Consider the following 26,236-nt stretch of genomic DNA (forward strand, 5'->3'; position numbering starts at 1 on the left):
GTCAGATCGTCACGACGAAGAAGCAGGTGGGCAGGTTGACCACGACCCGTTCCCAGATCTCGGCGCGCAACGCCACCCCCGGCTCGGCGAACGTGCCCGGCGGCGGCTCGGCGAACCCGATCGTGGACCGGCCGGCGTCGAACAGCAACGCGCCGTGGCCGAAGTCGCCGACGATCGCGGTGCCCGGGTCGACCAGTCGGGTACGCACGATGAAGACGCCGTTCTCCTCCACGTCCCGCATCAGCGTGCCGCTGCCGAGCAGCCGGTAGTAGTCGGCCGGGTTGATGATCAGCCCGTCGGCGGTGCTGCCCATCTGCTCGACCTCGTTGCACGCGGACAGGATGGTCGAGGCGAACGGCCCCGGGTCGGTGAGCCGGCCCAGGTCCGGCATGGCCAGCAGCCCGCCCTCGCCGCGCAGGATGGTGTGGTTCTCGGCGGTGGCCAGCCGCACCACCAGCCGGTAGTCGATGAACTGGGCGAAACTGACCGGGTCCTCCCACAGCGTGTCCGGCACCTGCACCCACGCGGTGGTGGTGAGCAGCGGCGGGATGGGGGAGCGGTGGAAGTGGTTGGCCGCCTCCCGGCGCAGGTCCGCGCCGTCGACCGCCGGGTCGTCCGGCCGGGGCGGGCTCTCGTGCCAGTAGAAGTCCTGCGGGTCCCGGGACAGGTCCACCACCTTCAGCATGTTCCGGGACGGGTAGCGGGGCTTGCGCCGGGAACTGGTCAGCGAGTCGGTGATCGTGACGTCGTAGTCGACGCTGGTGTCGAAGCCGTCCTTGGCGAACGCCTCGACGAACGTCGCGCCGGGCGACATCTGGGTCTTCCGCTCGGCGACCACCTCGGCGATGGTCCGCTTCACGGTGTCGGTCCGCTGCTGCATGTGTCGCCCTCTCCTCAGGCCGGCTTGCGGGCGACGAACATGCCCCAGCCGAACTCGCCCCGGTCGATCGCCGCCTGGATCTCGTCGCACGACTCGGCGAAGCCGAGGATCCAGGTCCGCGCCGCCTCGTCCGCCGTGCCGTCCGCCCGCTCCCGGGCGGTGCGGCCCAGCACCCGGTACGTCTGCCGGATGTGCCCGTCCAGGCTGCGGGCCACCACGTCCACGAACCCGGCCTCGGCCAGCGCCTCGCGGTAGCCGTCGAGCGAGTAGCCGCCGTTCCAGCGCACCCGGTCGTAGACGTGCCGGCGGGCCGCCTCGCCGATCCGCTCGGTCGGCTGGAGGAAGTCGGAGACCGCCAGCACCCCGCCCGGCGCGAGCACCCGGAACATCTCGGCGTGGCTGCGCGGCTTCTCCGGCACCAGGAACAGCGCGTCCTGGCTCACCACGTGCGTGAACGTGCCGTCGGCGTACGGCATGGCGGTGGCCGAGCCGTGCCGGAACCGGACGTCCAGCCCGGCGCCCCGCTCGGCGCGCCGCTGCTCGGCGAAGCGCACCCGCTCGATGCTCAGGTCCAGCCCCTCGCCCCGGCAGCCGGTGCGTCCGGCCAGCCGCAGCAGGAAGTTGCCGCAGCCGCACCCGACGTCGAGCACGTTCGAGGAGGCGTCGATGCCGGCGTCGTCGGCGAGGATGTCCGAGGTCCGGTCCGCCGCCGCGTGGTAGTCGGTGTCGTCGTCCCCGGCGAAGTAGCCGGTGTGCAGCACGCCCTCGCTGTCCCAGAAACTGAGGTACGTCTGCGTGGTCTGGTCGAAGAATTCGGAGACGTCCCGCTCGGTGAACTGGCTGGTCGTCGACATGGGCACTCCCTCGTGCGGCGGTCGGGTGGATCAGGCGTAGGTGTCCTTGCGGACGCCGGTCAGGTGGGGCAGGTCGGGGCCGGTGGCGGCGGCGCCGCCGTCGATCAGGTGCACGCCGGCGGTCACGTACGACGCCCGCTCGCTGGCCAGGAACGCGGCCATCGCGGCCACCTCCTCGGGGTGGGCCAGCCGGCCGAGCGCGCTGTGGTGACCCATCGCGGCCAGCCGCGCCTCCACGTCACCGTCCGCGCCGGCCAGCCGCGCCGCCGCGCGTTCCATCGGCGGGGTACGCACACTGCCGGGCGCGAGCACGTTCACGGTGATGCCGTCGCGGCCCACGTCGACGGCGAGCCCCTGCGCGAAGCGGACCAGCGCCGCCCGGGTCACCCCGGACAGCACCAGCGGGCCGATCGGCACGCAGGCGGTCTCGGAGGCGACCAGCAGCAGCCGGCCCCAGCCGGCGGCGCGCATGTGCGGCAGCGCGGCCGTCGACACCGCGACCGCGGGCAGCAGCACCCGCTCGACGGCAGCCCGGTAGTCCTCGACGCCGAACCCGGCGGCGGTGCCGACCGGCGGGCTGCCGCCGCTGACCAGCAGCACGTGCGTCCCGCCCAGGTCGGCGGCGACGTCGTCGACCCAGCGGGCGGCGGCGGCCGTGTCGGTGAGGTCCACGGCGGTCGCGCTGACCCGTCCGGTGGCCACCGACGCCAGTTCCCGTCCGGCCGCGGCCAGGCGCGCCGGATCCCGACCGCAGACGGCCACGTGCGCGCCCTCGGCGGCGAACTCCTTCGCGCAGGCCAACCCGATGCCGCTGGTGCCGCCGGCGACCAGCGCCACCCGACCCTTGAGCCCCAGATCCACGTCCGTCACCTCTCCGTCTCGCCGACGCGGGCCACCGCGCCGGGGTGCGTCCGGGCCGTTCCGCCGGGCCGGTAGCCGTAGCGGGTGGACAACGGCCAGGCCAGCGCCGCCACGGCCAGCCGTTGCCGGCCGGTCAGCGTCCGCCGCCACCCGTCGTCGGTGTCCCGGATGACCGTCGGGCCGGTCCGGAACCGGTCCGGGTTGCCGGTGACGGTGTGGTTGCCGCGCAGCTCGACGGTCCGGTCGCGGACCGGGTTGCCGGCCGGGTCGGCGCCGACCAGCCGCAGCAGCGCGTCGACCGTGCCGGCCGGGTCGGCGGCGAAGTCCTCGTACCGCAGCAGCATCGACCGGTCGGGATGCCGGCTGTTGATCGCCGCCGAGGCCAGGTTGAACCCGTGCCAGTACGCGGTGCTGCGCGCCGCCGACATGGCGTAGACGTACTCCTTCGGCTCCCGCCACGAGTGGGCCACCGCGCGCGGGTCGCGGACCAGGTGCAGCCAGTACGGTTCGACGCCGGGCACGTGCGGCAGCAGGGCCGACTCGCCCGGGATCTTGGTGCTGTCCACGATCACGCGGGCCCCGGTGCGCGCGGCCACCTCCCGGTAGACCGCGCCGAGCAGGTCGGCGTGCGCGCGGGTGTCCGCGTCGGACGCGCCCCGGCGCAGCACCCGCCAGGTGTGCCGGGTCCGCAGCCGGGCGCGTTGCCGTCGCATCACCTCGGCGGCGTGCGCGTCGGCCGACACGCCGTCCGGGCGGCCGACCGGCAGCACCGCCGACCACAGCGGGCAGGCGGTCAGCGCCTCGCCGCAGCCGCAGCGGTCGTTGACGCCGCGCCCGGTCGAGTTCTTCCACAGGAAGTGCAGTTCACCGACGTGCGCCACGCCGGGCACCTCACCGAGGACGTTGCCGATGATGGTGCTGCCGTTGCGGCACCAGCCGGTGACGCTGAGCACGGCCACGGGTCCGCTCATGCGGTGCCGCCGGGCATGCGCTCACGGCCCTCGCTGCGCTCGGTGCGTTCGCTCATGCGGTGCTGGCTGGGCATGCGCTCACGGCCCTCGCTGCGCTCGGTGCGTTCGCTCATGCGGTGCTGGCTGGGCATGCGCTCACGGCCCTCGCTGCGCTCGGTGCGTTCGCTCATGCGGTGCTGGCTGGGCATGCGCTCACGGCCCTCGCTGCGCTCGGTGCGTTCGCTCATGCGCGTACCTCCATCGGGGTTTCCGTGACTGCGGGCCGGCCGATGCGCAACGCCATCGCGGCGGCCACCGCCGCGCCGGCCGCGCCGGCGACGAACACCGCCGGGTAGCCGAAGCCGGCGGCGACCAGCCCGGTCGCCGGCCCCCACACCGCCAGACCGAGGTCCCAGAACGACGTGTACGCGCCGATCGCCGCGCCCTGCCGCGCCGGATCGGTGCGGTTCATCACCATCAGCGCCAGCGACGGGTGCAGCAGCGAGAACCCGACGCCCATCACCACACTGCCGACCACCGCGACCGGCAGGTTCGGGGCGACCGCGATGACCAGCAGGCCGACCGCCTCGCCCACCCCGCACCAGGTGGCCACCCGGCGGGGGCCGAGCCGGTCGGGCAGGTGCCCGATGACCAGGCGGGTGCCGGCGTAGACGGCGCTGAAACAGCTCAGCACCACCACGCCATGCCCGATGCCACGGGCGTCCAGGTGCAGCACCACGAACGCGGCCAGGCCGGCGTACCCGGCGGCGCCGAACGTCAGCGCCACGCCGGGCAGCAGCGCGGGGCGCAGCAGCAGGCCCCCGCCCTTGGCCGCCGGCGCGGTACGCGGCGGCGCCGGCACCAGTGCGACGAGCACGGCGCCGGCCGCCGGCGCGGCGGCGCTGAGCACCCACACCGCCGGATAGCCGGCCTGCTGCACGGTCGCGCCGAGGAACGTGCCGGCGGAGATGCCGCCCCACATGCTCACCCCGTACAGGCCGATGAGCTGGCCGCGCCGGTGGTGCGGGGCGAGCTGGACGATCCACACCGCCCCGGCGGTGAACAGCGCCGCCTCGCCGGCGCCGAGCAGCAGCCGGACCACCACCAACGCCGGCACGCCCAGCGGCGCCAGGTAGAGCAGGCCGCCGGCGGCCACCACGAGCGCGCCGGTCAGCATCACCGTGCGGTGGCCGTACCGATCGGCGAGCGCACCGGCGACCGGACGGACCAGCAGCGCGGTCACCGCGGTCACCGTGACCACCACGCCGACGGTGAGGTCGCCGGCGCCGTGCCGCTCGCGCAGGAAGCCGGGCAGCACCGGGATGACCGCGGTCAACCCCAGGTAGCCGGCGAAGAGCCCGCCGAGCAGCCCGACCAGCGCCCGCCGGGGCAGCGGCTTCTCCTCGGTGCCGGCGTCGGTCAGGGGCGCGCCGGTCACGGCCGGGCCAACACGGTCTCGCGGGCGGCGGCCACCTTGCGGACCGCGCGGATCAGGTCGTCGCAGTCGTCCGGGGTGAGGTTCGACGACAGCGGCACGTCGACGGTCTCGGTGAGCAGTCGCGCGGTGCGCGGCAGCGTCGCCCGGATCTGTCCCGGGTCCGCGGTGTCGTAGAGGAAGCGCCAGTTCCAGAACGCGCGGACGTTCAGGTCGTCGTCCGCGCCGATGTTGCGCGCGTCGATCCCCTCGGCCCGCAGCGCCCGGGCGAACCAGCCGGCGTCGCCGCCGGGCACGCGGAACACGAACGCCTCCCCGAGGTACGCCCCGGGCGCGACCGGCCGCCGCGCCGCGATGCCGGGCAGGTCGGCCAGCGCCTGCGAGACGTGCGCGTAGTTGCGGTGGAACAGGGTCAGCCGCTGCGGCAGCCGGGTCAGCTCGGCGCGCAGCAGGGCCGCCCGGATCTCGTCCATCCGGAGGCTGAGCAGCGGCAGGTCCAGGCCGGTGAGCGGCGGTTCGCCATCCGGGAAGTGCCGGCGCAGCCGCCCCTCGTACGCACCGGACAGCGCGACCGCCCGGGCGAACAGCGTGCTGTCGTCGGTGATCAGGAAGCCGCCCTCGCCGCAGTTGAGCGCCTTGTCGGACTGGGTGCTGAACGCCCCGGCGGCGCCGAACGTGCCGAGCTTGCGGCCGTTGAGTTCGGCGCCGAGCGCCGGCACGGCGTCCTCGATGAGCGGCACGCCCATCTCGGCGGCGAAGGCGGCCAGGGCCTCGACGTCGGCGGCGAAGCCACGCATGTGGACGACCATGATGGCCCGGATGTCCGGTCGCCAGCGGCGGCGCAGGTCGTCGAGGTCCATCCGCAGGTCGTCGTCGACCTCCACCAGGAATGGCCGGCACCCGGCCAGCACAATGGCGCTCGGAGTGGCGACGAAAGTGAATCCGGGACAGGCGACCAATGACCCGGCCGGCACCCCGGCGCCCATCAGGGCGAGGGCAAGTGCGGCCGTGCCGCTGGAAACGGCGAGGGCGTGCCGGGTGCCGAAATAACGGCACAGTTCGTCCTCGAACCGCCCGCATTCGGTTTCTTTCTGCGCGCGATGGTCGTATCGGAAGTAGAGATGGCTGCGAATGGCCCGAATTGCGGCGTCCTCGTCGTCGGGGTGCACGAATACCGCGCCCTTGTCATAGGTGGGCCACGGCGTGTCCCGCACCGGCCGGCCGCCGTGCAGTGCGAGCGGTTCTTCCAGCTCAGCGCCGCGCGAGGCCGGCCTGGGCCGGCTCGCCGCGGGAGCGTCGTTGTTCCCGTTCACCGGCGGACTCCTCGAGGCGAGCGGTGGATTTCCTATTCCCTCGATAGGATTTACGGGGCGCGCGCCGGGCGTGGTCGCCCGGCGGAATCTCGCGTCCGGCGCGATCCCGTCGAGGGGTGGGAAAAGCCACCAGATCCGACATTGGCGTTAGGTGGATCCAGTGACCATCATGATTGCCCTCGGACTGGCAGCCGTCAACATGCGATTGGGAATGTGCACAAGGGTTGCTGACAGTGACAGTGGACAATAGGGAATAGTTCCTGGTGGGCGCTCGCCCACACCGCCGGCGCATGTCGGCCAGGGTCGTCGTCACCACGGTCCGTCGGCCTCCGTCGGCCGGGTGGCAGCCGCCGACGAGCGTCCGGCCTCCGGTCGGGACGGCGTTCCGTCATCCGGCACGCGGGGCGCGCGGTGACGGCGGGCAGGTCACTCCGCCGGCGCCACCACCTCGATGACGTCGGCCGGCGCGCGGCGCGGGGCCGGCGGCAGGTCGGCGTCCGGTCCCCAGCCGACGCGCACCACCAGGTAGGGCTCGCCGATGCCGGCGAGCAGGTCGCGCATCATCCGGCGCGGCCAGGCCACCTCGATCGCGTCGCTGAGTGGTGCGCTGGCCAGGCCCTCGGCGGTGGCGGTGAGCAGCAGCGCCGACAGCGCCTCGCCGCCGCGCAGCCAGGCCGCCGGGTCGTCGCGCTCACCGAACAGGATCAGGTACGCCGCGCCCCGGTCGAAGTCCGCGCCGGCGGTCAGCCCGGCCGCCCCACCGGGAGCGTGGTCACGCAGGGGCACCCGCCGTGGCGCGGGCCGGACCGCGGTGGCGGTGGGCACGCCGTCGCCGCTGCCCGCCGGGCGGTTGGTCCAGCGGCGCAACTCCTCCCGGTACGCCGGGTCGGCCAGCTCGGCGTCGGCGGCGCGGCCGGTGGAGACCGCCAGCATCGGCATCTGGTCCGGCCGGACCACGTGCAGGTGCACGCCCTCGGCCTCGACCGCGTCCCCGAGCCGGGCCAGCACCGGTTCGGGGACCGGGCGGTCGCCGTACGCGCGCCGGTCGGTGCGGCGGCGCGGGATCGCGTCGACCAGCCGGCCGGCCGGCACGTCCAGGGCGGTCGGGCCGGTGGTGCGCAGCCGGGCGAGCATTGTCGGGTCGGCCCGGTCCGGCAGCCGCCCGACGTCGACCGTCCAGCCGGCGGCGGCGAGCGAGACGCGGGCGTGGTGCAGTGCCGCGCCACAGCTCAGCACCAGCAGTCGACCGTCCGGGTCGGTGTGCGCGAGCTGCCGGCCCGGGTCCGTGCGCAGCTCCAGCGCGTCCGCGGTGACCCGCCACCGCCAGGGCTGGGTGTTGAACACCGAGGGAGCGTGCAGGGACTGTCGGGCCGCCGCCTCCAGCACCCGTACCGTCGGGTTCTGTTCGGTACGCGTCGATGACCGGTCCATGGCGGCGCCTCCTCGTTGCTCGTCCCCTTCCGAGGCTGCCGGCCGTCGTGCCCCCGGGACAGGGTCGGAGGGCCCGACCGGCCGGACCCTGCGTCCCGGGTGTCGAGCGGGGAGCGCTGCTCTACCGGAGGCGTTAAGCGGGGGCCCGTCCTTGCGTCGGGGGGACGGCGAGGGCGATGGTCAGGTCGAGGATGGTGGCGGGGTCGTGCAGGCGGTCGCCGAACAGCTCGCGGAGCTTGCCCATCCGGTAGCGGACGGTCTGCGGGTGCACGAACAGGTCCGCCGCCACGTCGTCGCGCCGCCCCTGGTGCAGCAGCCAGGACCGCAGCGTCTCGGCGAGCCGGTGCGCGGTGGCCGGGGGAAGGGCGGCGAGCGGCGCGAGGGCCTGGGTGCGCAGGTCGGCAAGGGCTTCCGGGTCCATGCTGAGCAGCAACGCGGAAAGGTGACACTCGGTGTCGACCGGCCCGGCGCCCGGCTCGCCGAGCCCGAGCGTGAGCGCCCGGGTGGCCCGCTGGTAGGACGCGGCGACCCGGTGCCAGGGGCGGGCCGGGCCGAGCACCGCCCGGTGCCCGTGCAGCAGCCGGACGAGTTGACGGCGTCGTCCGCCGTGCGCGTCCGGCACCAGCAGCACCGCCAGTTCCTCGGCCGGGTTCATGCCGGGCAGGTCCTCGCCGCTCTCCAACGTCTGCGGGCCGAGCAGGGCGAGCACCGCGCGCAGGTGCCGGCGGGGCAGCAGCACCACGGTCAGCGTCTGGGGCGGCGGCCAGTCGGCCCGTTCCGCGCTGCGCCGCAGCGACTCCTCCGGCTCGCCGGCGAGCAACTGCTGGGTGAGCCGTTCCAGGTCGCGGCGGCGGACCCGGCCGGCGCTGGCCAGCTCGTCGGCGTGCCCGGCCACGCTGGCCGCGGACAGCTCGTCGATGTACGCGAACATCAGCTCGGCGAACTCGGCCACCGTCTCGGCGGCCAGCCCGCTCCGGACCGTGGTGGTGGAGACCTCCCGCCAGGCCACCCGGGCGCCCACCCGGTACGCGGCCAGCAGCGCGTCCATGCTCCGCCCGGCGCGCGCCTCGCCACTGCCCAGCGCGTACGCGGCCTCCAGCGCGGGGGCCAGGGGAGTGCTCGGGTCGAACGCCTGGGTACCCTCGATGAGCTGGAGGAACGTGCCGAGCGCGATGCGTACCGCGTTCTCGATCTTCTCCCGCATGGTGTCGGTGAGCGCGCCGGAGTAGTCCGTCACCTCGGCGGTGATCGCGCTGACCGTCCGCTCGGCGACCATGGGCAGCCGGTCGCGCAGCAGCGCCGCGACGCCGGCGTCGAGATCGAGATGGGCGGCCCGCGCGCCGGTCCCGGCCTCCTGCGTCATGTTGTTCCCTTCGAACAAAAACCCGTGACCGTTTCACCTTTGCTGGTCAAGATGTTATGCGATCCTGCGGTCACGCTGGTCATATGACCACAACTGCGCCCCGCCGCCCCCAGAAGGCTTCCTTCCGGGACAGGCTGCTGCGGCTGGCCGGCACGGTCACCACCCCGCTGCTGCCGGGCGACTACCTCGACATGATCGCGCCGTTGCGCGCCGGCGCCCCGCTGCGCGGCCGGATCGTCGCGGTCCGCCCGGAGACCCGGGACGCGGCGACGCTGGTGATCCAGCCGGGTCGCGGCTGGCTCGGCCACCTGCCGGGGCAGTACGTGCGACTCGGCGTGGACGTCGACGGCGTACGCCAGTGGCGCGCGTACTCGGTCACCTCGGTGCCGGGCGCGGCGGACGGCCGGATCAGCGTGACGGTCAAGGCGATCCCGGACGGCAAGGTCAGCAACCACCTGGTCCGCCGGATCCGGCCCGGCACGATCGTCCAGCTCGACCAGGCGCAGGGCGACTTCGTGCTGCCCACCGCGACGCCCGAGCGGGTGCTGTTCCTCACCGCCGGCAGCGGCATCACCCCGGTCATGGGGATGCTGCGGGCCGGGCTCACCGAACGGGCCGACGTGGTGCTTGTGCACTCGGCGCCCACCCGCAACGACGTCATCTTCGGCGCGGAGCTGCGGGCGCTGGCCGACCGTGGCGCGGTGCGGCTGGTCGAGCGACACACCGACACCTCCGGCCTGCTCGACGTGGCCGAGCTGGACGACCTCGTACCCGACCACGCCCAGCGGCACACCTGGGCCTGCGGCCCGGTCGGCATGCTCGACGCCGTCGAGGGGTACTGGACGTCGAACGGCGTCATCGAACGCCTGCACACCGAGCGGTTCCGTCCTACGGTGGTTACGCCTGGCGACGGCGGCACGGTGACCTTCACCGGGGCGGGGGTGACCGTCGAGGCCGACGGCGCCACCACCCTGCTCGACGCGGGGGAGAACGCGGGGGTGCTCATGCCCTCGGGCTGCCGGATGGGGATCTGCTACGGCTGTGTCGTGCCGCTGCGGCAGGGCGCGGTACGCGACCTGCGCAACGGCGACGTCACCACGGCCGTGCCGGGAGACGGCGTGCGGATCCAGACCTGCGTGTCGGCGGCTGCCGGTACCTGCGACATCGAACTCTGAGGAGCCACCGACGTGACCGTGATCCAGAAGAAGGCCGACAACCCGATCGCCCACCTGAGCGCCGAGGACATCGAGATCATCGGCAAGGAACTGGACGCGATCCGGGACCGGGTCATCGCCGACCGGGGGGAGCGGGACGCCCGCTACATCCGCAAGGTGATCAAGACCCAGCGGACGCTGGAGATCAGCAGTCGCGCGGTGCTGCTGTTCTCGCTGTTCCCGCCGGCCTGGATCGTCGGCACGGCCGGCCTCACCATCGCCAAGATCCTCGACAACATGGAGATCGGGCACAACGTCCTGCACGGCCAGTGGGACTGGATGCGCGACCCGAAGATCCACTCGACCACCTGGGACTGGGACCACGTCTCCCCGGCCGACCAGTGGAAGCAGTCGCACAACGAGCTGCACCACCGCTTCACCAACGTCGTCGGCAAGGACAACGACCTCGGGTACGGCATCATGCGCGTGGACGAGGACCAGCCGTGGCACCCGATGCACCTGGGCCAGCCGGTGTGGAACCTGCTCAACGCCGCCTTCTTCGAGTACGGCATCGCCGCGTACGACATGGAGCTGGGCGACCACCTCAAGCAGAAGCGGCTCAAGGAGCCGGCGTTCCGGGCCAAGGCGAAGGCGGTCGGCCGCAAGATCCGCAAGCAGGTGCTCAAGGACTACGTGGTGCACCCGCTGCTCTCCGGCCCGTCGTTCCTGTCCACCCTCGCCGCCACGTTCACCGCGAACCTGATCCGCAACGTGTGGAGCCACTCGGTGATCATGTGCGGGCACTTCCCGAGCGGCGTGGAGACGTTCGAGAAGACCTCCATCGAGGGTGAGACGCGCGGCGAGTGGTACCTGCGGCAGATGCTCGGCTCGGCCAACATCAGCGGCCCCCGCCTGCTGCACATCATGACCGGGAACCTGTCGTTCCAGATCGAGCACCACCTCTTCCCGGACCTGCCGAGCAACCGCTACCAGGAGATCGCCCCGCAGGTGCGGGCGCTGTTCGACAGGTACGGCCTGCGGTACACCACCGGCCCGCTGCCCAAGCAGGTCGCCTCCGCCTGGTGGAAGGTGATCCGCCTGTCGCTGCCCAACCGGCGCGACCGCCGGCAGCCGGTCGCCCCGGGCCCGCTGGTCCCCTCCGGCGCGGCCTGACCGACCGGTGCACGGCGGATGAATTCCCGCCCGCCGGCACCTGCACAACCGGTGTCCGCCCAGCTCAGCGCGGCTTCTGTGTGCTTCGGGACGGTCGCCGGCCCCCGTACACTCGCGCCGTCGAGCTGAGGGGGTGTGGTCGTTGATGCCGTACGACGCCGCGACGCCGCCGGCCGCCGGCCGGCGGGTGGTGATGCTTGTCGACAACGCGGTCGAGGGTGACTCGCGGGTGCAGAAGGCCGCCCGGTCCGCCGCCGACGCCGGCTGGGACGTCACGCTGCTCGGCTGCGCCCGGGTCGACGCCGAGCGTCGCTGGCGGCTCGGCGACGCCGAGGTACGCGTGCTGCCGCTCGACGCCCCCCGCGCCCCCCGACCGGCCGTCGGTGACCCGGGCGACGGCGCACCCGGTCCGCGCGACGGCCTGCCTCGGCCGGTGGGCGGGATGTCCGGTCTGCGGCGGCGGCTGGTGGCCCGGGGCGGTCTGCCGCTGCGCGCCGCCCGGCTGGCCCGCCGGCCGGTGGAGCACGCCCAGGTCCGCTACTGGGCGGCCCGGCTCGGTGACCGGGCCTGGCGTCGGCTGGAGCCCGGCCTCTGGGACTACGAGCGGGTCGCCGGCCCGGTCGTCGACGCGCTGCGCCCGGACCTGATCCACGCGCACGACTTCCGGATGCTCGGCGTGGCCGCCCGCGCGGTCGACCGCGCCCGGGCCCGGGGCCGCGCCGTGAAGCTGGTCTGGGACGCCCACGAGTGGCTGCCCGGCGCCCGGCCCCGCCGCGACAACGCCCGCTGGCTGCCCGCCCACCTCGGCTACGTCCGCGAGTACGTGGGCCACGCCGACGCGGTCGTCACCGTCTCCGACACGCTCGCCGACCTGCTGGTCCGCGACCACGCCCTGCCCGACCGCCCCACCGTCGTGCTCAACGCGCCGGTCACCGCCGCCGAACCGGCCACTGCCGCCGGGTCGGTCGCCGCCGGTTCGGTCACTGCCGCCGAGCCGGTCACCGCCGCCGAGCCGGTCACCGCCGCCGAGCCGGTCGCCGCCGCCGAGTTCGGGCCGGGGGCCGTGCGCGCGTCGGTCACCGGGACCGGGTCCGTCCCGGTCGACGCGGGCGAGGCGGGCGGCCGGGAGGCACCTGACCTCCGGGCCCGCTGCGGCCTGGCCGCCGGCACCCCGCTGCTGGTCTACAGCGGGGCGATGGCCGTCCAGCGCGGCGTGGACACCGTGGTCGAGGCGCTGCCCCGGCTGCCCGGCGTACATCTGGCCCTGGTCGTCGCCGACCCGGCCGCCGCCTACGTCCGGCAGGTCGTGGCGCGTGCCGCCCGGCACGGCGTGGCCGACCGGGTGCACGTGCTGCCGTACGTGCCGCACCGGCAGCTCGTCGCGTTCCTCGCCACCGCCGACGTCGGGCTCATCCCGCTGCACCACTGGCCCAACCACGAGATCGCGCTGATCACCAAGTTCTTCGAGTACGCGCACGCGCGGCTGCCGATCGTGGTGAGCGACGTCCGCACCATGGCCGACACGGTCCGGGCCACCGGCCAGGGAGAGGTGTTCCGCGCCCTGGACGCCGCCGACCTGGCCCGCGCGGTCCGGGCGGTCCTCGCCGACCCGGCCCGCTACCGCGCCGCCTACGACGGCCCGGACTCGCCGCTGTCCACCTGGACCTGGGAGGCCCAGGCCGCGCGCCTCACCACCCTCTACCACCACCTGCTCACCCCCACCCCCGCCCCGCTGCCCTGAACGCGCTGATTCACGGAAAGCGTGGCCATTCGGCCGCCGACAGCCACGCTTCCCGTGAATCAGCGCGAGGCGAGGGGTGGGTGTGGGGTAGCGTGGACGGCATGCAGGGTTGGCGATCTCTCACCGCCGCGGCCGCGCGAGCTTCCCGCTCGCCGGTTGCCGCCGCCTGACCTGCCCCATCCCACGCCGGCGACCGGAGACGGTCCGCCGGCGTCGTCGTGTGTCACGGCCACCGTCGGGTGGGCCGTCCGGACGCCCGTACCCGGAAGGCACCCGCCATGACCCCCGACGAGATCATCCGTACCTTCGCGGAGCACTACCATCGCCTCGGCCACTCCGACGCGCCGGAGAGTTCCCTGGTGCCGCCGCCCGGCGACCCGGTGCTGTTCACCACGTCCGGCATGCACCCGCTCACGCCGTACCTGCTGGGGCGCCCGCACCCCGGCGGACGCCGCCTGGTCAACGTGCAGCGGTGCCTGCGCACCACCGACCTGGACGAGGTCGGCGACCGGACCCACCTGACCGTGTTCCAGATGCTCGGCTCCTGGTCGCTCGGCGACTACGACATCGCGACCAGCCTGCGCTGGGGCTTCGACCTGCTCACCGACGGCTACGGCATCGCGCCGGGAAGGCTGCACGCGACGGTCTTCGGCGGCGACGACCACGGCCTCGGGCCGGACGAGACGGCGCGCGCCACCTGGACCGCGCTCGGCGTGCCGGTGGAGGCGCTCGGCGCGGACAACTGGTGGTCCAACGGCCCGACCGGCCCGTGCGGCCCGGACTCGGAGATCTTCGTGTGGACCGGTGACGGCCCGCCCACCGGCACCCCGAGCGGCGACGACCGCTGGGTGGAGGTGTGGAACCACGTGCAGATGCGACACCACCGGCACCCCGACGGCCGGCTCACGCCGCTGCCGGTGTCCAGCATCGACACCGGCATGGGCCTGGAACGGCTGGAGATGGTGCTGCGCGGCGACCGGTCCGTGTTCACCGGCGACGGGCTGCGCCCGTGGGTGGGCGCGGTCCGCGACCGGTGGGGCCTGCGCGGCGCGGACCTGCGCGTGGTCGCCGACCACCTGCGGTCCGCGGTGGTCGTGCTGGGCGACGGGGTACGCCCGGGCAACACCGGCCGCGGGTACGTGCTGCGGCGGCTGCTGCGCCGCGCGTTGACCGTGCTGTGGCGCGACGACCCGACGCGGAGCCTGGACGAGCTGACACTGACCGGATACGACGACACGCTGCGCCGGTTCCGCCAGCCGGTCGAGCCGGGTCCGCTGCGGGCGGCGCTGCGCGACGAGGAGCGCCGGTTCCGGGGGCTGCTGCGGCGCGGCCGGCCGCTGGTGGCGCGGGTCCGTGCGCGGGGCGCGCTGACCGAATCCGACTACCACTGGCTGCACGACACCCACGGGCTGCCCCGCGACCTGGTCGACGCGCTGCTCGCCGACGCCGGCTGAGCGGTTGGCCGCCCGGCCCGGCCGGTGCCAGACTCGGTGCAGACATCGCCGCGAGGGAAGAGGCCCCATGACCGGGTACGACGTGCGGCCGGACGAGGAGACGGTGCCGCTGCTCGGCGCCGAGGTGCGCATCGCCGACCCGGCCGGGCTGCTGGCCGCCGCCCAGGGCGGGCCGGTGGAGCTGCTGGCCGAGACCGACTTTCCCGCGCCGGTGCGGGAGGTCCGCTGCACCCTGCGCGCCGACACCGTCGACGGACAGCCGGTGCACCGCTTCGAGGCGTACCTGCGGGTGGAGGCCGCCCCGGCCGGCCTGCTCGCCCTCGGCCTGGCCGGCCCGGTCGGCCTGCTGCTCGCCGAGCGGCTCGCCGCCCGCGCCGTCGACGGCCCGGCCGCCGCGGTGGGCCGGGCGGCCGCCGAGGCGACCCGCCGCCTCGGGCTGCGACCGGCCGGCACCGCGCTGGCCACGCCGCCGCGCGACCCGGCCGGTCGGGCCGTGCTGCGCGCCGCCGAGGAAGCCGGCGTGCGCCCCCGCGTCGAGCAGGACAACGGCACGGTACGCATCCGCGTCGACGTGCCCAGCGCCGAGGTGGGACCGGAGCACCTGCGCGTGGTGCTCGGCGTGCTGCTCCAGGCCGTCCGCGAACTGACCGGGGACACCCTGGAGCCGACGGTGCTGCGCGGGCGGACGTACCGGGTGGGGCGGCGACCGGTCGCCGCGCCGCGCGGCGCGACGGTGGCCGCGCCGCGCAGCGAGACGGTGACGCTCGACCAGGTCGGCGGCCTGGTCGACGTGGTCGCCCGGTTCCGCGAGGTGGCGGTGTCGTTCCGGCACCCGGCCGCGATGGCCCGCTGGGGCGCGCGCCGGCCGCAGGGCATCCTGATGTACGGCCCGCCGGGCACCGGCAAGACCATGCTGGCCCGGGCGCTCGCCAACGAGGTCGGCGCGGACTTCGTGGAGATCCGCACGCCGGAGATCCTGGACAAGTACCTCGGCGGCTCCGAGCGCAACATCAAGCGCATCTTCCGCGACGCCCGCCGCTACCGCCGGCCCACCGTGATGCTCTTCGACGAGTTCGACTCGATCATCAGCTACGCGGGCGCCGGCGGCGACGCGGCCAGCCAGGCGGTCAACGCCGTCGCCGGCATCTTCAAGCAGGAGATGAACACGCTGTTCGAGGAGAACCCGGACGTCATCGTGGTGGCCACCACCAACTTCCCGCAGCGCGTCGACGCCTCGCTGATCCGCTCCGGCCGCTTCGACCTGAAGATCGCCATTCCGGCGCCGGACGACACCGGCCGCGCGGAGATCCTCACCAAGATGATCCGCGAGCTGATCGACCGGCACGAGCGGCCCGGTTTCCGGATGTTCGCCGACGACCTCGACCCGGCCGCGCTGGCCGCCGACACGGCCGGGCTCACCGGCGCGGACCTGCGTGAGGTGCTGCGCCGGGTGCAACTCGCCAAGGCGCTGCGGGAGGCCGCGGAGGGCGCGTCGCCGGCCCCGATCGGCCAGGACGACCTGCGGGAGGCCGTCGCCGGGCTGCGCCGCGGCTGAGGCCGGCCCTCCGCTTCCCGGCCGGCCGCCACGACTCCGACCGGGCGCGCCGCCACGGCGGGATCCGGTGGTGTCCGGGTCCCGCCGTGGTGGGTGTGGTGGTCAGATGCCGTAGATGAATTGGGTGTCGACGGGGCCGCCGCTGTTGGTGTTGCGGAGGTAGACGGTGTTGTTGCTGGGGCGGCGGACGCCGGGGGTGGTGTTGGTGTTGGTGTTCCATTGGCCGGGGACGGCGATGTCGCCGGAGGGGCCGTGTCCGAAGATGAATTCGTGGTCGGTGGTGTTGGTGTTGGTGGTGGTGCCGTTGGTGAGGTACCAGGTGGAGTTGGTGGGTCGGAAGACGCCGACGGAGTCGTAGCCGTTGTTGTTCCAGTCGCCGGCGATGGGTTGGTCGCCGGAGGGGCCGTGGCCGAATTTGAATTCGTAGTTGGTGTCGTTGGTGTTGGTGGTGGTGCCGTTGGTGAGGTACCAGGTGGAGTTGGTGGGTCGGAAGACGCCGACGGAGTCGTAGCCGTTGTTGTTCCAGTCGCCGGCGACGGGTTGGTCGCCGGAGGGGCCGTGGCCGAAGATGAATTCGTGGTCGGTGGTGGTGGTGCCGTTGGTGAGGTACCAGGTGGAGTTGGTGGGTCGGAAGACGCCGACGGTGTCTTTGCCGTCGTTGTTCCAGTCGCCGGCGACGGGGATGTCGCCGGAGGGGCCGTTGCCGAATTTGAAGATGCGGGTGGCGTCGCCGCTGTTGGTGTCGCGGAGGTAGAAGGTGGAGTTGCTGGGTCGGTAGACGCCGACGGTGTCGATGCCGTCGCCGTTCCAGTCACCCGAGATCGGCACGTCCTCCGGGGAGACGTCCTCAAGGATGTTGTCGTAGCGGACCGGGGTGTAGAGCCCGGCGTAGCTGGACGACCAGGTCCGCTCGATCGTGTCCGAGCTGCCCGTCTGCTCGATCACCACCGGAGCGGTGTGCGCGGAGTCGCTCCACTTCACGAACAGCGCGACGTGGTTCTCGCTGGGATCCCCGGTGTGCCGCAGCAGCGCGTCGCCCGGGGCGAGGTCACCACGCGCGATCGTGTGTGACCTGCTGTCCAGGTTTCCGGTCCAGAACGCGCTTCCCGAGCCGCCGAGACCCCACGCCATCGCCACGAACCCCGAGCAGTCGGTGCGGTAGTCGCCGTACTGGTTCTCGTAGCAGCGGTTCTGGCTGTAGGGGACCCCACCCACGCTGAGCCAGCTGCGTGCCCGCTTGACCGCGTCCGATCGCTGCATGTCCTTGTCGGAACCGTTGTCGCCGCAGGGCGTCGGCGTGGTGCCCACCGCGGCGGCCGCTCCCACCCGCGGCGTCAGGCCCGGGTAGTCGGGCAGGGCCGGATCACCCGGAACCGCGGTGACCGCCAGCCCGGCCGGGTCCAGCGCGGAGGCGTCCGGCGTCGCGGACGCCACAGTCGGCATCGCGGCCAGGGCCACGGCCAGCACCGCCACCGGCACCATTGACCGGCGGGCCCACCAGCCACCTCGTCGAGCGTATGAGTGCAAGATGTTCTCCTCGTCTGTTCCGGCGTGCTTGCCGCCTCGCCTCGCCCCAGAGTGTGCGGAGCGCTCCTGACGCCTGACTGGAGGGACAGATCCTGTAGTGAAACTCGTACTACGATCTGTCCGGACAGAGGTAGGAGTCGGATCGTCACACCGCCGGCGGCATCGGTCGCCGGCTACCCGTCGATGAGCCAGCCGCCGGGGGCGCCGCGGGGCGGCCCTACGGGTTGACGATCATGCGTACGGGGGAGTCGACGATGGACGACGGGGGGAACGGCGGCCTCAGCGAGCTTCTCCGACGCGCCCGGGTCGGCCGCGGCCTGACCCAGGCCGATCTCGCGGATCGGGCCGGGGTCAGCGTCGGTGTGGTTCGTGACCTCGAACAGGGGCGTAGCGGGAGGCCGCGAGGACGTTCTCTGCAGGCGCTCGCGGACGCTCTGGGCCTTCACCACGAGGACCGCGTGCGGATGACCCAGCTCGCCCGGCCGCCGCAGCGGGAGCGACCGGAGGCGACCGGTCCGGCCCGGATCTCTGTGCTGGGGCCGCTGCTGGTCACCCGGAACGGTCAGCCCACCGACCTCCGGACCGGACGGCACCGTGTCGTGTTGGCCCGCCTCGCGCTGACCCCTGGCCGCCCTGTGAGCCGCGCGGAGCTCATCCATCTCCTGTGGGGGGACACGCCGCCGGCGTCGGCGGCCAACGTGGTGCAGACCCACGTCAGTCGCATCCGTCGCCTGCTGGAGCCGACACCGCACCCGGACCAGCCACCGTCGGTGATCCTGGGATCGGGCGGGTACCAACTGCGGGCCGATGCCGAGCGACTCGACCTGGTGGCCTATCGGTCCCGTCTTCTCGACGCGGGCGCGCCGGCCCTGCCCGCCGGGCGCGCCTTCGAGCTGCTCCTCGACGCGTTGGACATGTGGCGCGGCGACGACGCCGCCCAGGACGTGCCGGAACTCGCCGGTGATCCGTTGATCACTGCGCTGGCCGAGGAGCGCGTGGAGGCGGCCGTGCGCCTGGCGGCTCTCGGGGAGGTGGTGCACCGGCAGCGGCAGGTCCTCCCGCTTCTGCGCCGGCTGGCGGGGCGGTTCCCGTGGCACGAGTCGTTGCACGCGCGGCTGGTCGTCGCGCTCGCCGCCTCGGGTCAGCAGGCCGCCGCGATCGAAGCCTTCGAGAGTGTCCGCCAGCGGCTCGCCGAGGAACTGGGCGTCGACCCCGGCCGCGAGTTGATCGAGGCGCGGCAGGCCGTGATCGGCGGGCCGGGGGATCGGAGCGCGGGTACGCCGGTGGACATCCGTGGTGCCGTCACGCCGCAGCAGGTGCCGGCGCCACCGGTGGACTTCTGCGGACGCGCTCAGGAGCTGCGCGACATCGAACGCGCGTTCCGCTATCCGGAGCACGGCTCACCTGTCGTCCGCGTCATCTCCGGCATGGCCGGCGTCGGCAAGACCAGCCTCGCCCTGAAGGCGGCCTGGGGACTCCGGCGGGACTTCCCGGACGGGCAGCTCTACCTCGACCTCCGCGGTGGCGACGACCGGCCGGTCGCGGTCGCGTACGGGCTCGCCCGACTGCTGAAGGCACTCGGGGTCGAGGCGCGTGCCATCCCCGGTGACGAGGACGAGGCCGCCGCGCTCTACCGCAGCGTGCTCGCCGACCGACGGGTGCTGATCGTGCTCGACAACGCGCACAACGCCGCCCAGATCCGCCTGCTGCTGCCGGGTCCGGGCGGAAGCGCGGTCCTGGTCACCAGCCGTAACCAGTGTGCGGAGTTGGACGGCGCCGCCACGACGCTCCTGCCGGTGTTCACGTCGGACGAGGCGCTGGACCTGCTGCGGATCAAGCTCGGTGCGGCCCGGGTCCACACCGAACGCGGGGACGCCGAGGCCCTGGTCGACGCGTGCGGCCGACTGCCGATCGCGGTGCGGCTGATGGCGGGCCGGTTGGCGGGCCGACCGGGGACCACGGTCGCCGAGGTCCTCCAGGGCCTGACCGACGAGCGGCTGCGGCTCGCCCGACTCAGCCTCGGCGACCGTACCGTGACGAGCAGCTTCGCCATCAGCTGCCGCGCCCTGCCGGCGGCGGCGGCCGAGGTCTTCCACGCCGCCGCGCTGATCCCCGGTGAGGACTTCTCGGCCGCCGCGGTCGCCGCGCTGCTCGGCACGGAGCAGCGCGGCGTCCGGGCGACGCTGGAGCACCTTGTCGCGGAGAACCTGCTCCAGCCCGGCGGGGCGGGCCGCTACCGGTACCACGACCTGCTGCGCCTCTACGCGCTGCGAGCCGGCGAGACCCGCGAGACGCCCGTCGACCGCGCCGCGGCCCTGGGCCGGCTCTACACCTGGTACCTGGCGCGAACCGCATCGGCGATGGACCTGGTCTATGCCGACATGGTGCGGCTGCCGATCGATGTCGACCCGACCGGGAACCCCTTTCCCGACCTCGACGCCGCGACGGGATGGCTCAGCCGGGAGGCGACGAACCTCTTCGCCGCCGTCGAGGTCGCCGCGGCTGACGGACACGGCGCACGGTCCTGGCAACTGGCCGACCAGCTCCGCGGCTACTTCTTCGTCTCGGGAGACGTGCTCGCCTGGCTCGCGACCGGGTCGGCCGGGCTCGCCGCCGCGGAGGCCGCGGGCAACGTGCTGGCTCAGGCCGCCATGCACCAGACCATCGGGCAGGCACACTGGGCGGCGGGAAAGCACCACCTGGCCGCCGACGCCTACCGCCGGGGTATCGAGGCCGCCCGGGGCAGCGGCTGGCTCGTCGGCGAGGCGTACCTGTCGCACAACCTCGGGCTCGTGCAGGCCGAGTTGGGCCATCCGGACGAGGCACAGGAGCTCTACCAGCGGGCACTGACCCTGGGGGACGGCCCCGAGTTCCACCACGTTCGGGCGGTGACCCTGAACGACCTGGGCACCCTGTGCCACGAACGGGGGCAGCTCGCCGAGGCGGCCGGTTACCTGACGGCGGCTCAGCAGTTGAACGAGAGGTCCGCGCGCCATCCGTCGGCGATGGCCAACCGGCACAACCTGGCGATGGTCCTGCGACAGATGGAAGACTTCGAGCCCGCACGCGCCCACTTCGAGACCGCACTCGACCACTACCGTCGCACCGGGTCGACACTGCGTGAACTGTCGGTGCTCGACGAGCTGAGCCAGCTCGACCGACAGTTGCACGAGTGGGTGTCGGCCGTGCACAACGCCGCCGAGGCGTTGCGGCTGGCCCGGAAACTGCGCAACCTGCGGGCCGAGGCGGCCACCCTCAACACGCTGGGCTTCGCGCTGTTGGGAAGCCGGGCTGTCGATGACGCCCGTGCCCGGTTCACCGAGAGCCTGTCGATCAGCCGGAACCGGGGCTTCCAGTACTTCGAGTGCCAGGCGGCCATCGGCCTCGCTGAGGCCGCCCTGCTCGAGGGCGCCGCCGAGGAGGCCGGCCGGACCGCGGAGGACGCCGTCCTCATCGCCTCCCGCAACGCCTACCGGGCACTGCACAGCGATGCCCTCATCGTGCGGGCGAAGGTGGCGATCCGCCAGGGTGAGCCGGAGACCGCCCGGCAGCACTGCGCGGCTGTCCGGGACCTGCTCGGGACGACGTTCCTTCCCGACCGGGAGCGCGAGTGCGGCGCGATCGAGGCACGGTTGACCCCACTGCCGCCACGGCGGGATCCGGTGGTGTCCGGGTCCCGCCGTGGTGGGTGTGGTGGTCAGATGCCGTAGATGAATTGGGTGTCGACGGGGCCGCCGCTGTTGGTGTTGCGGAGGTAGACGGTGTTGTTGCTGGGGCGGCGGACGCCGGGGGTGGTGTTGGTGTTGGTGTTCCATTGGCCGGGGACGGCGATGTCGCCGGAGGGGCCGTGTCCGAAGATGAATTCGTGGTCGGTGGTGTTGGTGTTGGTGGTGGTGCCGTTGGTGAGGTACCAGGTGGAGTTGGTGGGTCGGAAGACGCCGACGGAGTCGTAGCCGTTGTTGTTCCAGTCGCCGGCGATGGGTTGGTCGCCGGAGGGGCCGTGGCCGAATTTGAATTCGTAGTTGGTGTCGTTGGTGTTGGTGGTGGTGCCGTTGGTGAGGTACCAGGTGGAGTTGGTGGGTCGGAAGACGCCGACGGAGTCGTAGCCGTTGTTGTTCCAGTCGCCGGCGACGGGTTGGTCGCCGGAGGGGCCGTGGCCGAAGATGAATTCGTGGTCGGTGGTGGTGGTGCCGTTGGTGAGGTACCAGGTGGAGTTGGTGGGTCGGAAGACGCCGACGGTGTCTTTGCCGTCGTTGTTCCAGTCGCCGGCGACGGGGATGTCGCCGGAGGGGCCGTTGCCGAATTTGAAGATGCGGGTGGCGTCGCCGCTGTTGGTGTCGCGGAGGTAGAAGGTGGAGTTGCTGGGTCGGTAGACGCCGACGGTGTCGATGCCGTCGCCGTTCCAGTCACCCGAGATCGGCACGTCCTCGGTGCGAGGGCCGGTGGCGTCCCAGAGCGCATCGACGATGATCTGCGCGTCCGACGCCTGGACCTGGTAGCGGTCGGGGTAGGCCGACACCTGCACCGCCTGGCAGACCTCGCCGATCGGGGCGCTGGCCCAACTGCCGTTGGGATACTTCCGCACCATCGCGTCGAGGAAGGCGTTCGTGGCCGAGGCCGGGTTGAGGCGCTCGGCCCGGGTGCCCCACCACTCCTGCTGCTGGAACAGGCCGAGGCTGGTGTGGTCCACCTCCTCACTGATGTTCTGCAGGTGGGTCTCGACGATCACGGTGGTGATCGCGATGACCGCCGCGCGCGAAGCCAACCCCCGGGCCCGCACCGCTTCGACCACCTCCCGCGCGCAGGACACGCGGTACGCCGACATGTAACCCCGCATGTCCGAGTTCAGCCGTGAGTTCAGTTGGGTGGCGAGCGTCCCGTCGCTCGCGGTGGGACCGGCGGGATCGCACGCGGCCGTCTGGTACTGGGCGGTCAGCGGGGCGAGGGCCGGCGGCAGGTCCGGTCCCGACTCCGCGCCCAGGGCGGGTGCGGCACCCAGCAGCGCGGATGTGGTCAGGGCGGCCGTGACGCAGAGGGCGGCTGCCGTGGAGGAGGGGTTCTTCACCAGTGATGATCCAATCGCCGAGGGGTCCGATGACCTGCCCGGTTCTTGGACCGGGCGGTTGCTCAGAGACTCGCGGAGCCTGCTGACGGCAGGCTGACGCGACGCTTCCAGGACCCATCCCGTACTCGGTGGGCACCGCGACGCGAGGCGGTGGAGGGTGCGCGGCCGGCCCTGATCGGCCAGGATGACCTGCGGGAGGCCGTCGCCGGGCTGCGCCGCGGCTGAGGCCGGCCGACCTGGGAGGAGTCCACGGTGTCGTCGTCCGACCTGCTGTTGTCCCGCCGTGACGTGGCGTTCCTGCTGCACGACTGGCTGGACGTGACCCGGCTCACCGAGCGGCCCCGCTACGCCGAGCACTCCCGGGAGACGTTCGATGCGGTGCTCGACCTCGCCGCGCGGGTCGCCGCCGAACGGTTCGCCCCGCACAACCGCGCCGCCGACACCGCCGAACCCACCGTCGAGGGTGGGCACGTGCGCACCATTCCGCAGGTCAAGGCCGCGCTGGACGCGTTCGCCGAGACCGGGCTGTTCGCCGCCACCCTGGACGAGTCGGTGGGCGGCATGCAGCTCCCGCACGCGGTGGCCGCCGCCGCGTTCGCCTGGTTCCAGGCCGCCAACGTGGGCACCTCGGCGTACCCGTTCCTCACGCTCGGCAATGCCAACCTGCTGCTCGCCCACGCCAGTCCGGAACAGGTCGACACCTGGGTCCGGCCGATGGTGGAGGGCCGGTTCTACGGCACCATGTGCCTGTCCGAGCCGCAGGCCGGCAGCTCGCTGGCCGACCTCACCACCCGCGCCGAGCCGCAGGACGACGGGACCTACCGGCTCACCGGCACCAAGATGTGGATCTCCGCCGGGGACCACGAACTCGCCGAGAACATCGTCCACCTGGTGCTCGCCCGCATTCCCGGCGGGCCGCCCGGCGTGAAGGGCCTGTCGCTGTTCATCGTGCCGAAGGTGCTGCTCGACGACGACGGCTCGCTCGGCCCGCGCAACGACGTGGTGCTGGTGGGGCTCAACCACAAGCTCGGCTACCGGGGCACCACCAACACGCTGCTCAACTTCGGTGAGGGCGTGCACCGCCCGTACGGGCGGGCCGGGGCGGTCGGCTACCTGGTCGGGCAGCCGCACCGAGGGCTGGCGCTGATGTTCCACATGATGAACGAGGCACGCATCGGCATCGGGGCCGGCGCCACCGCGCTCGGCTACACCGGCTACCTGAAGTCCGTCGCGTACGCCCGGCAACGGCCGCAGGGCCGGCCGGTCGCTGACAAGGACCCCACCGCGCCGCAGGTGCCGATCGTCGCCCACCCCGACGTACGCCGGATGCTGCTGGCCCAGAAGAGCTACGTGGAGGGCGCGCTGGCGCTGGTCCTCTACTGCGGGCGGCTGCTCGACGAGGAGAAGACCGCGCCCGACGGGGCGGACCGGGAGCGGGCGCACCTGCTGCTGGAACTGCTCACCCCGATCGCCAAGAGCTGGCCGTCCCAGTGGTGCCTGGCCGCCAACGACCTGGCCATCCAGGTGCACGGCGGGTACGGCTACACCCGCGACTACGACGTCGAGCAGCACTGGCGGGACAACCGGCTCAACGCCATCCACGAGGGCACCCACGGCATCCAGGCGCTCGACCTGCTCGGCCGCAAGGTCACCATGCGCGACGGCGCGGCGCTGGAACTGCTGCTGGAGACCATGCGCGCCACGGTGAACCGGGCCTGGAAGGCGGACGGAGCCGCCGCCGAGATGGCCGGGCGGCTCGGGGCGGCGGTGGACCGGATCGCGGTGGTGACCCGGCGCCTGTGGGCCACGGGCGACCCGGAGCTGGCGCTGGCCAACGCCTCGGTCTATCTGGAGGCGGTCGGGCACGTGGTGATCGCCTGGATGTGGCTGGAGCAGGTGCTGGCGGTGGAGGCGCTGGGGTCGCCGGAGGGGGAGTTCTTCGCCGGGAAGCGGGCGGCGGCGCGGTACTTCTACCGGTGGGAGCTGCCGAAGGTGGTCGCGCAGTTCGACCTGCTGGAGAGCCTGGACCGCACCACGCTGGACATGCGGGAGAGCTGGTTCTGACTCGCAGGCGGGCATGGTGCCGGTCCGGACGCCCCCATTCCGGTGTCACGTTGTGTGACGTTCCCCCGAGGACTTGGGGTGGAGAGCGATATACCGTCCTGTCATATTTATGACTTGGTGTCATATCGCTCGCAAGGAGAGTCGTCCCCCGCCCGGTCGCGGCATCATCAGTCGATCGGGAGGCGATAGACGAGGTCGTAACGGCCGCCGGGCAGCACGATGTCGGCCGTCTCCACCGGCCTCCCCCCTGCCGTGTAGGTCCGCTCGATAGTGTGCACGAAGGTCCGAGCCGGCAGGTTGAGGGCCTCGACCTCGTCGGCCGTCGCCGCTCGCAGGCTCACCCGCTCCACCACCTCGTTCACGCGGACGCCGATCGCGTCCATGCGGGCGACCACGCCCAGCGCGCTGCCTTCCTCCGGCCACTCCACCGGAGTGCCCCCGGTGAGGGCAAGCGGCTCGTACGAGGTGGAGAGCTGGATCGGTTCGCCGTCGGCCAGGAAGCGGTATGCCGTACGCATCACCGAGGCACCCGATTCCAAGCCGAGCCGCGCGGCGATCTTCTCGTCGGCCCGGGCGTGTCGACTTTCGTGTTCCCAGGTGCCCTGTTGACCGGCGCGGGCAGCGTCGCGGGCGAACGGTGAGGTCGGGCCGTCGCCGGTCCGGAGGTCCCGGGCCTGTGCGTGGCGGACCAGCCGCTTGGTATCTCTGACATACACGCCGGATCCTGCGCGACCCTCCACGATGCCCTCGCCTTTGAGAACGGCGATGGCCCACTTGGCGACGGTGCGGCTTACGTCGTACTGGCGCATGAGCCCGGACTCTGACGGCAACTTGGCTCCGGCGGGTAGTTCTCCCGACACGATGGCGGCGCGTAGGTCGGCGGCGATCGTCAGATAGGCGGGTGACGTCGGCATGGCGGCGGTACCTCCGGTCAGCCCGCCCAGTCGATCACAGAGAACCTGGTGTGCCAAGTTGCGTGGCGTGCTTGTCGCCGCAAAGCTAGTGTACTAGCTTTGCCATTAGCGACCCGTTACCGTTCGGCTCCGGTCAGCAACCAGGCGGACGGTAGCGGGACGTCTCCCTCCCCCTGTGGCGGCACCTGCCTGGGTTCCGCCTGCCCGAACGCCGATGGAGGCGCGGTGGAGACGAACATCTTCGGCCTACTTCGCAGACTGCTGCGTCGGGATGGGCCGGACGTGCGCGGTATCGGCACGACCATTCAGGAACGCGAGCAAGCGGCGGCTCATCGCCGTCTGCTGGATCAGGCCGGGCGATTGTCGAGAGGACCGTTCCCGGACGAGTCGGACCCGGTCGACCTGCCGGGGGAACGGTCGTGACCGGCGGGGGGCCGACTGGAATACCTCGTCGACGCGATGCCGGCGGCGTGCCGGGCGCGGTTGACTCCGTACCCTCGAT

The 26,236-nt window shown here is 73.0% G+C and carries 20 protein-coding genes and 1 pseudogene; 9 read left to right on the top strand and 12 right to left on the bottom strand.

The window, feature by feature from the left end; all coding sequences use genetic code 11:
- Position 1 precedes the first annotated feature (1 nt).
- The 9 genes from TPA0908_RS20850 to TPA0908_RS20890 all read right to left on the bottom strand — a co-directional run bounded on the left by TPA0908_RS20850 (position 2) and on the right by TPA0908_RS20890 (position 9,087).
- Positions 2 to 880, bottom strand: coding sequence for a family 3 encapsulin nanocompartment shell protein (locus tag TPA0908_RS20850; RefSeq protein ID WP_107155420.1), 879 nt, complete (start codon positions 878 to 880; stop codon positions 2 to 4).
- Between the two features lie 14 nt (positions 881 to 894).
- Positions 895 to 1,734, bottom strand: a complete 840-nt coding sequence (locus tag TPA0908_RS20855) for a class I SAM-dependent methyltransferase (protein WP_281940397.1) — start codon at positions 1,732 to 1,734, stop codon at positions 895 to 897.
- A gap of 30 nt (positions 1,735 to 1,764) precedes the next feature.
- A complete protein-coding gene (locus TPA0908_RS20860) occupies positions 1,765 to 2,595 on the bottom strand; it encodes an SDR family oxidoreductase (RefSeq protein ID WP_281940399.1) in 831 nt (276 codons plus the stop codon).
- Positions 2,596 to 2,600: 5 nt separating this feature from the next.
- Positions 2,601 to 3,566: a sulfotransferase gene (locus TPA0908_RS20865; protein WP_281940401.1), complete on the bottom strand. Its 966-nt coding sequence runs from the start codon at positions 3,564 to 3,566 to the stop codon at positions 2,601 to 2,603.
- Entirely contained in the window at positions 3,563 to 3,793 is a 231-nt protein-coding gene (locus tag TPA0908_RS20870) for a hypothetical protein (RefSeq protein ID WP_281940403.1), read from the bottom strand. Before TPA0908_RS20870 ends, TPA0908_RS20865 begins: the two co-directional genes overlap by 4 nt.
- A complete protein-coding gene (locus TPA0908_RS20875) occupies positions 3,790 to 4,983 on the bottom strand; it encodes an MFS transporter (protein ID WP_281940405.1) in 1,194 nt (397 codons plus the stop codon). The genes TPA0908_RS20870 and TPA0908_RS20875 overlap by 4 nt, the downstream gene beginning before the upstream one ends.
- A complete protein-coding gene (locus tag TPA0908_RS20880) occupies positions 4,980 to 6,293 on the bottom strand; it encodes a DegT/DnrJ/EryC1/StrS family aminotransferase (RefSeq protein ID WP_281940407.1) in 1,314 nt (437 codons plus the stop codon). The genes TPA0908_RS20875 and TPA0908_RS20880 overlap by 4 nt, the downstream gene beginning before the upstream one ends.
- 426 nt (positions 6,294 to 6,719) lie before the next feature.
- Positions 6,720 to 7,724, bottom strand: a complete 1,005-nt coding sequence (locus TPA0908_RS20885; protein WP_281940409.1) for an Acg family FMN-binding oxidoreductase — start codon at positions 7,722 to 7,724, stop codon at positions 6,720 to 6,722.
- Positions 7,725 to 7,857: 133 nt separating this feature from the next.
- A complete protein-coding gene (locus TPA0908_RS20890; RefSeq protein ID WP_281940411.1) occupies positions 7,858 to 9,087 on the bottom strand; it encodes a PucR family transcriptional regulator in 1,230 nt (409 codons plus the stop codon).
- 83 nt (positions 9,088 to 9,170) lie between these two features.
- On the opposite strand from TPA0908_RS20890, the gene TPA0908_RS20895 reads away from it, so the two are divergent.
- The 5 genes from TPA0908_RS20895 to TPA0908_RS20915 all read left to right on the top strand — a co-directional run bounded on the left by TPA0908_RS20895 (position 9,171) and on the right by TPA0908_RS20915 (position 16,164).
- On the top strand, positions 9,171 to 10,262 hold the full coding sequence (locus tag TPA0908_RS20895; protein WP_281940413.1) for a ferredoxin reductase: 1,092 nt from the start codon (positions 9,171 to 9,173) through the stop codon (positions 10,260 to 10,262).
- A gap of 12 nt (positions 10,263 to 10,274) precedes the next feature.
- Positions 10,275 to 11,414 (top strand): fatty acid desaturase family protein, encoded by a 1,140-nt coding sequence (locus TPA0908_RS20900; RefSeq protein ID WP_281940415.1) that lies wholly within the window; start codon positions 10,275 to 10,277, stop codon positions 11,412 to 11,414.
- A 145-nt stretch (positions 11,415 to 11,559) separates the two neighbouring features.
- Positions 11,560 to 13,155 carry a glycosyltransferase gene (locus tag TPA0908_RS20905; RefSeq protein ID WP_281940417.1) on the top strand — a complete coding sequence of 532 codons (1,596 nt, stop codon included), beginning with the start codon at positions 11,560 to 11,562 and terminating at the stop codon, positions 13,153 to 13,155.
- A gap of 278 nt (positions 13,156 to 13,433) precedes the next feature.
- Positions 13,434 to 14,609 carry an alanine--tRNA ligase-related protein gene (locus tag TPA0908_RS20910; protein WP_281940419.1) on the top strand — a complete coding sequence of 392 codons (1,176 nt, stop codon included), beginning with the start codon at positions 13,434 to 13,436 and terminating at the stop codon, positions 14,607 to 14,609.
- 67 nt (positions 14,610 to 14,676) lie between these two features.
- Entirely contained in the window at positions 14,677 to 16,164 is a 1,488-nt protein-coding gene (locus TPA0908_RS20915; RefSeq protein WP_281940422.1) for an ATP-binding protein, read from the top strand.
- Between the two features lie 102 nt (positions 16,165 to 16,266).
- Here TPA0908_RS20915 and TPA0908_RS20920 read toward each other — a convergent pair whose 3' ends face one another.
- On the bottom strand, positions 16,267 to 17,691 hold the full coding sequence (locus TPA0908_RS20920) for a C40 family peptidase (RefSeq protein WP_281940423.1): 1,425 nt from the start codon (positions 17,689 to 17,691) through the stop codon (positions 16,267 to 16,269).
- A 254-nt stretch (positions 17,692 to 17,945) separates the two neighbouring features.
- Between TPA0908_RS20920 and TPA0908_RS31830 the strand changes: the two are divergent.
- Positions 17,946 to 18,140: pseudogene (locus tag TPA0908_RS31830) on the top strand (helix-turn-helix domain-containing protein); the annotation flags it as partial.
- A gap of 15 nt (positions 18,141 to 18,155) precedes the next feature.
- Positions 18,156 to 21,401 (top strand): AfsR/SARP family transcriptional regulator, encoded by a 3,246-nt coding sequence (locus TPA0908_RS20925; protein ID WP_281940425.1) that lies wholly within the window; start codon positions 18,156 to 18,158, stop codon positions 21,399 to 21,401.
- On the opposite strand, the gene TPA0908_RS20930 is transcribed toward TPA0908_RS20925, so the two are convergent.
- A complete protein-coding gene (locus TPA0908_RS20930; protein ID WP_281940427.1) occupies positions 21,389 to 22,756 on the bottom strand; it encodes an FG-GAP repeat domain-containing protein in 1,368 nt (455 codons plus the stop codon). The genes TPA0908_RS20925 and TPA0908_RS20930 overlap by 13 nt on opposite strands.
- Before the next feature lie 252 nt (positions 22,757 to 23,008).
- On the opposite strand from TPA0908_RS20930, the gene TPA0908_RS20935 reads away from it, so the two are divergent.
- Positions 23,009 to 24,820: an acyl-CoA dehydrogenase gene (locus tag TPA0908_RS20935; protein ID WP_281940429.1), complete on the top strand. Its 1,812-nt coding sequence runs from the start codon at positions 23,009 to 23,011 to the stop codon at positions 24,818 to 24,820.
- A gap of 167 nt (positions 24,821 to 24,987) precedes the next feature.
- Here TPA0908_RS20935 and TPA0908_RS20940 read toward each other — a convergent pair whose 3' ends face one another.
- Positions 24,988 to 25,734, bottom strand: a complete 747-nt coding sequence (locus TPA0908_RS20940) for a GntR family transcriptional regulator (RefSeq protein WP_281940431.1) — start codon at positions 25,732 to 25,734, stop codon at positions 24,988 to 24,990.
- A gap of 225 nt (positions 25,735 to 25,959) precedes the next feature.
- Between TPA0908_RS20940 and TPA0908_RS20945 the strand changes: the two genes are divergently transcribed.
- Entirely contained in the window at positions 25,960 to 26,157 is a 198-nt protein-coding gene (locus TPA0908_RS20945) for a hypothetical protein (RefSeq protein WP_281940433.1), read from the top strand.
- The last annotated feature ends 79 nt before the right edge of the window (positions 26,158 to 26,236 follow it).

The sequence above is a fragment of the Micromonospora sp. AKA38 genome, assembly GCF_027925725.1.
In the GTDB taxonomy this organism is placed as follows: Bacteria; Actinomycetota; Actinomycetes; order Mycobacteriales; family Micromonosporaceae; genus Micromonospora.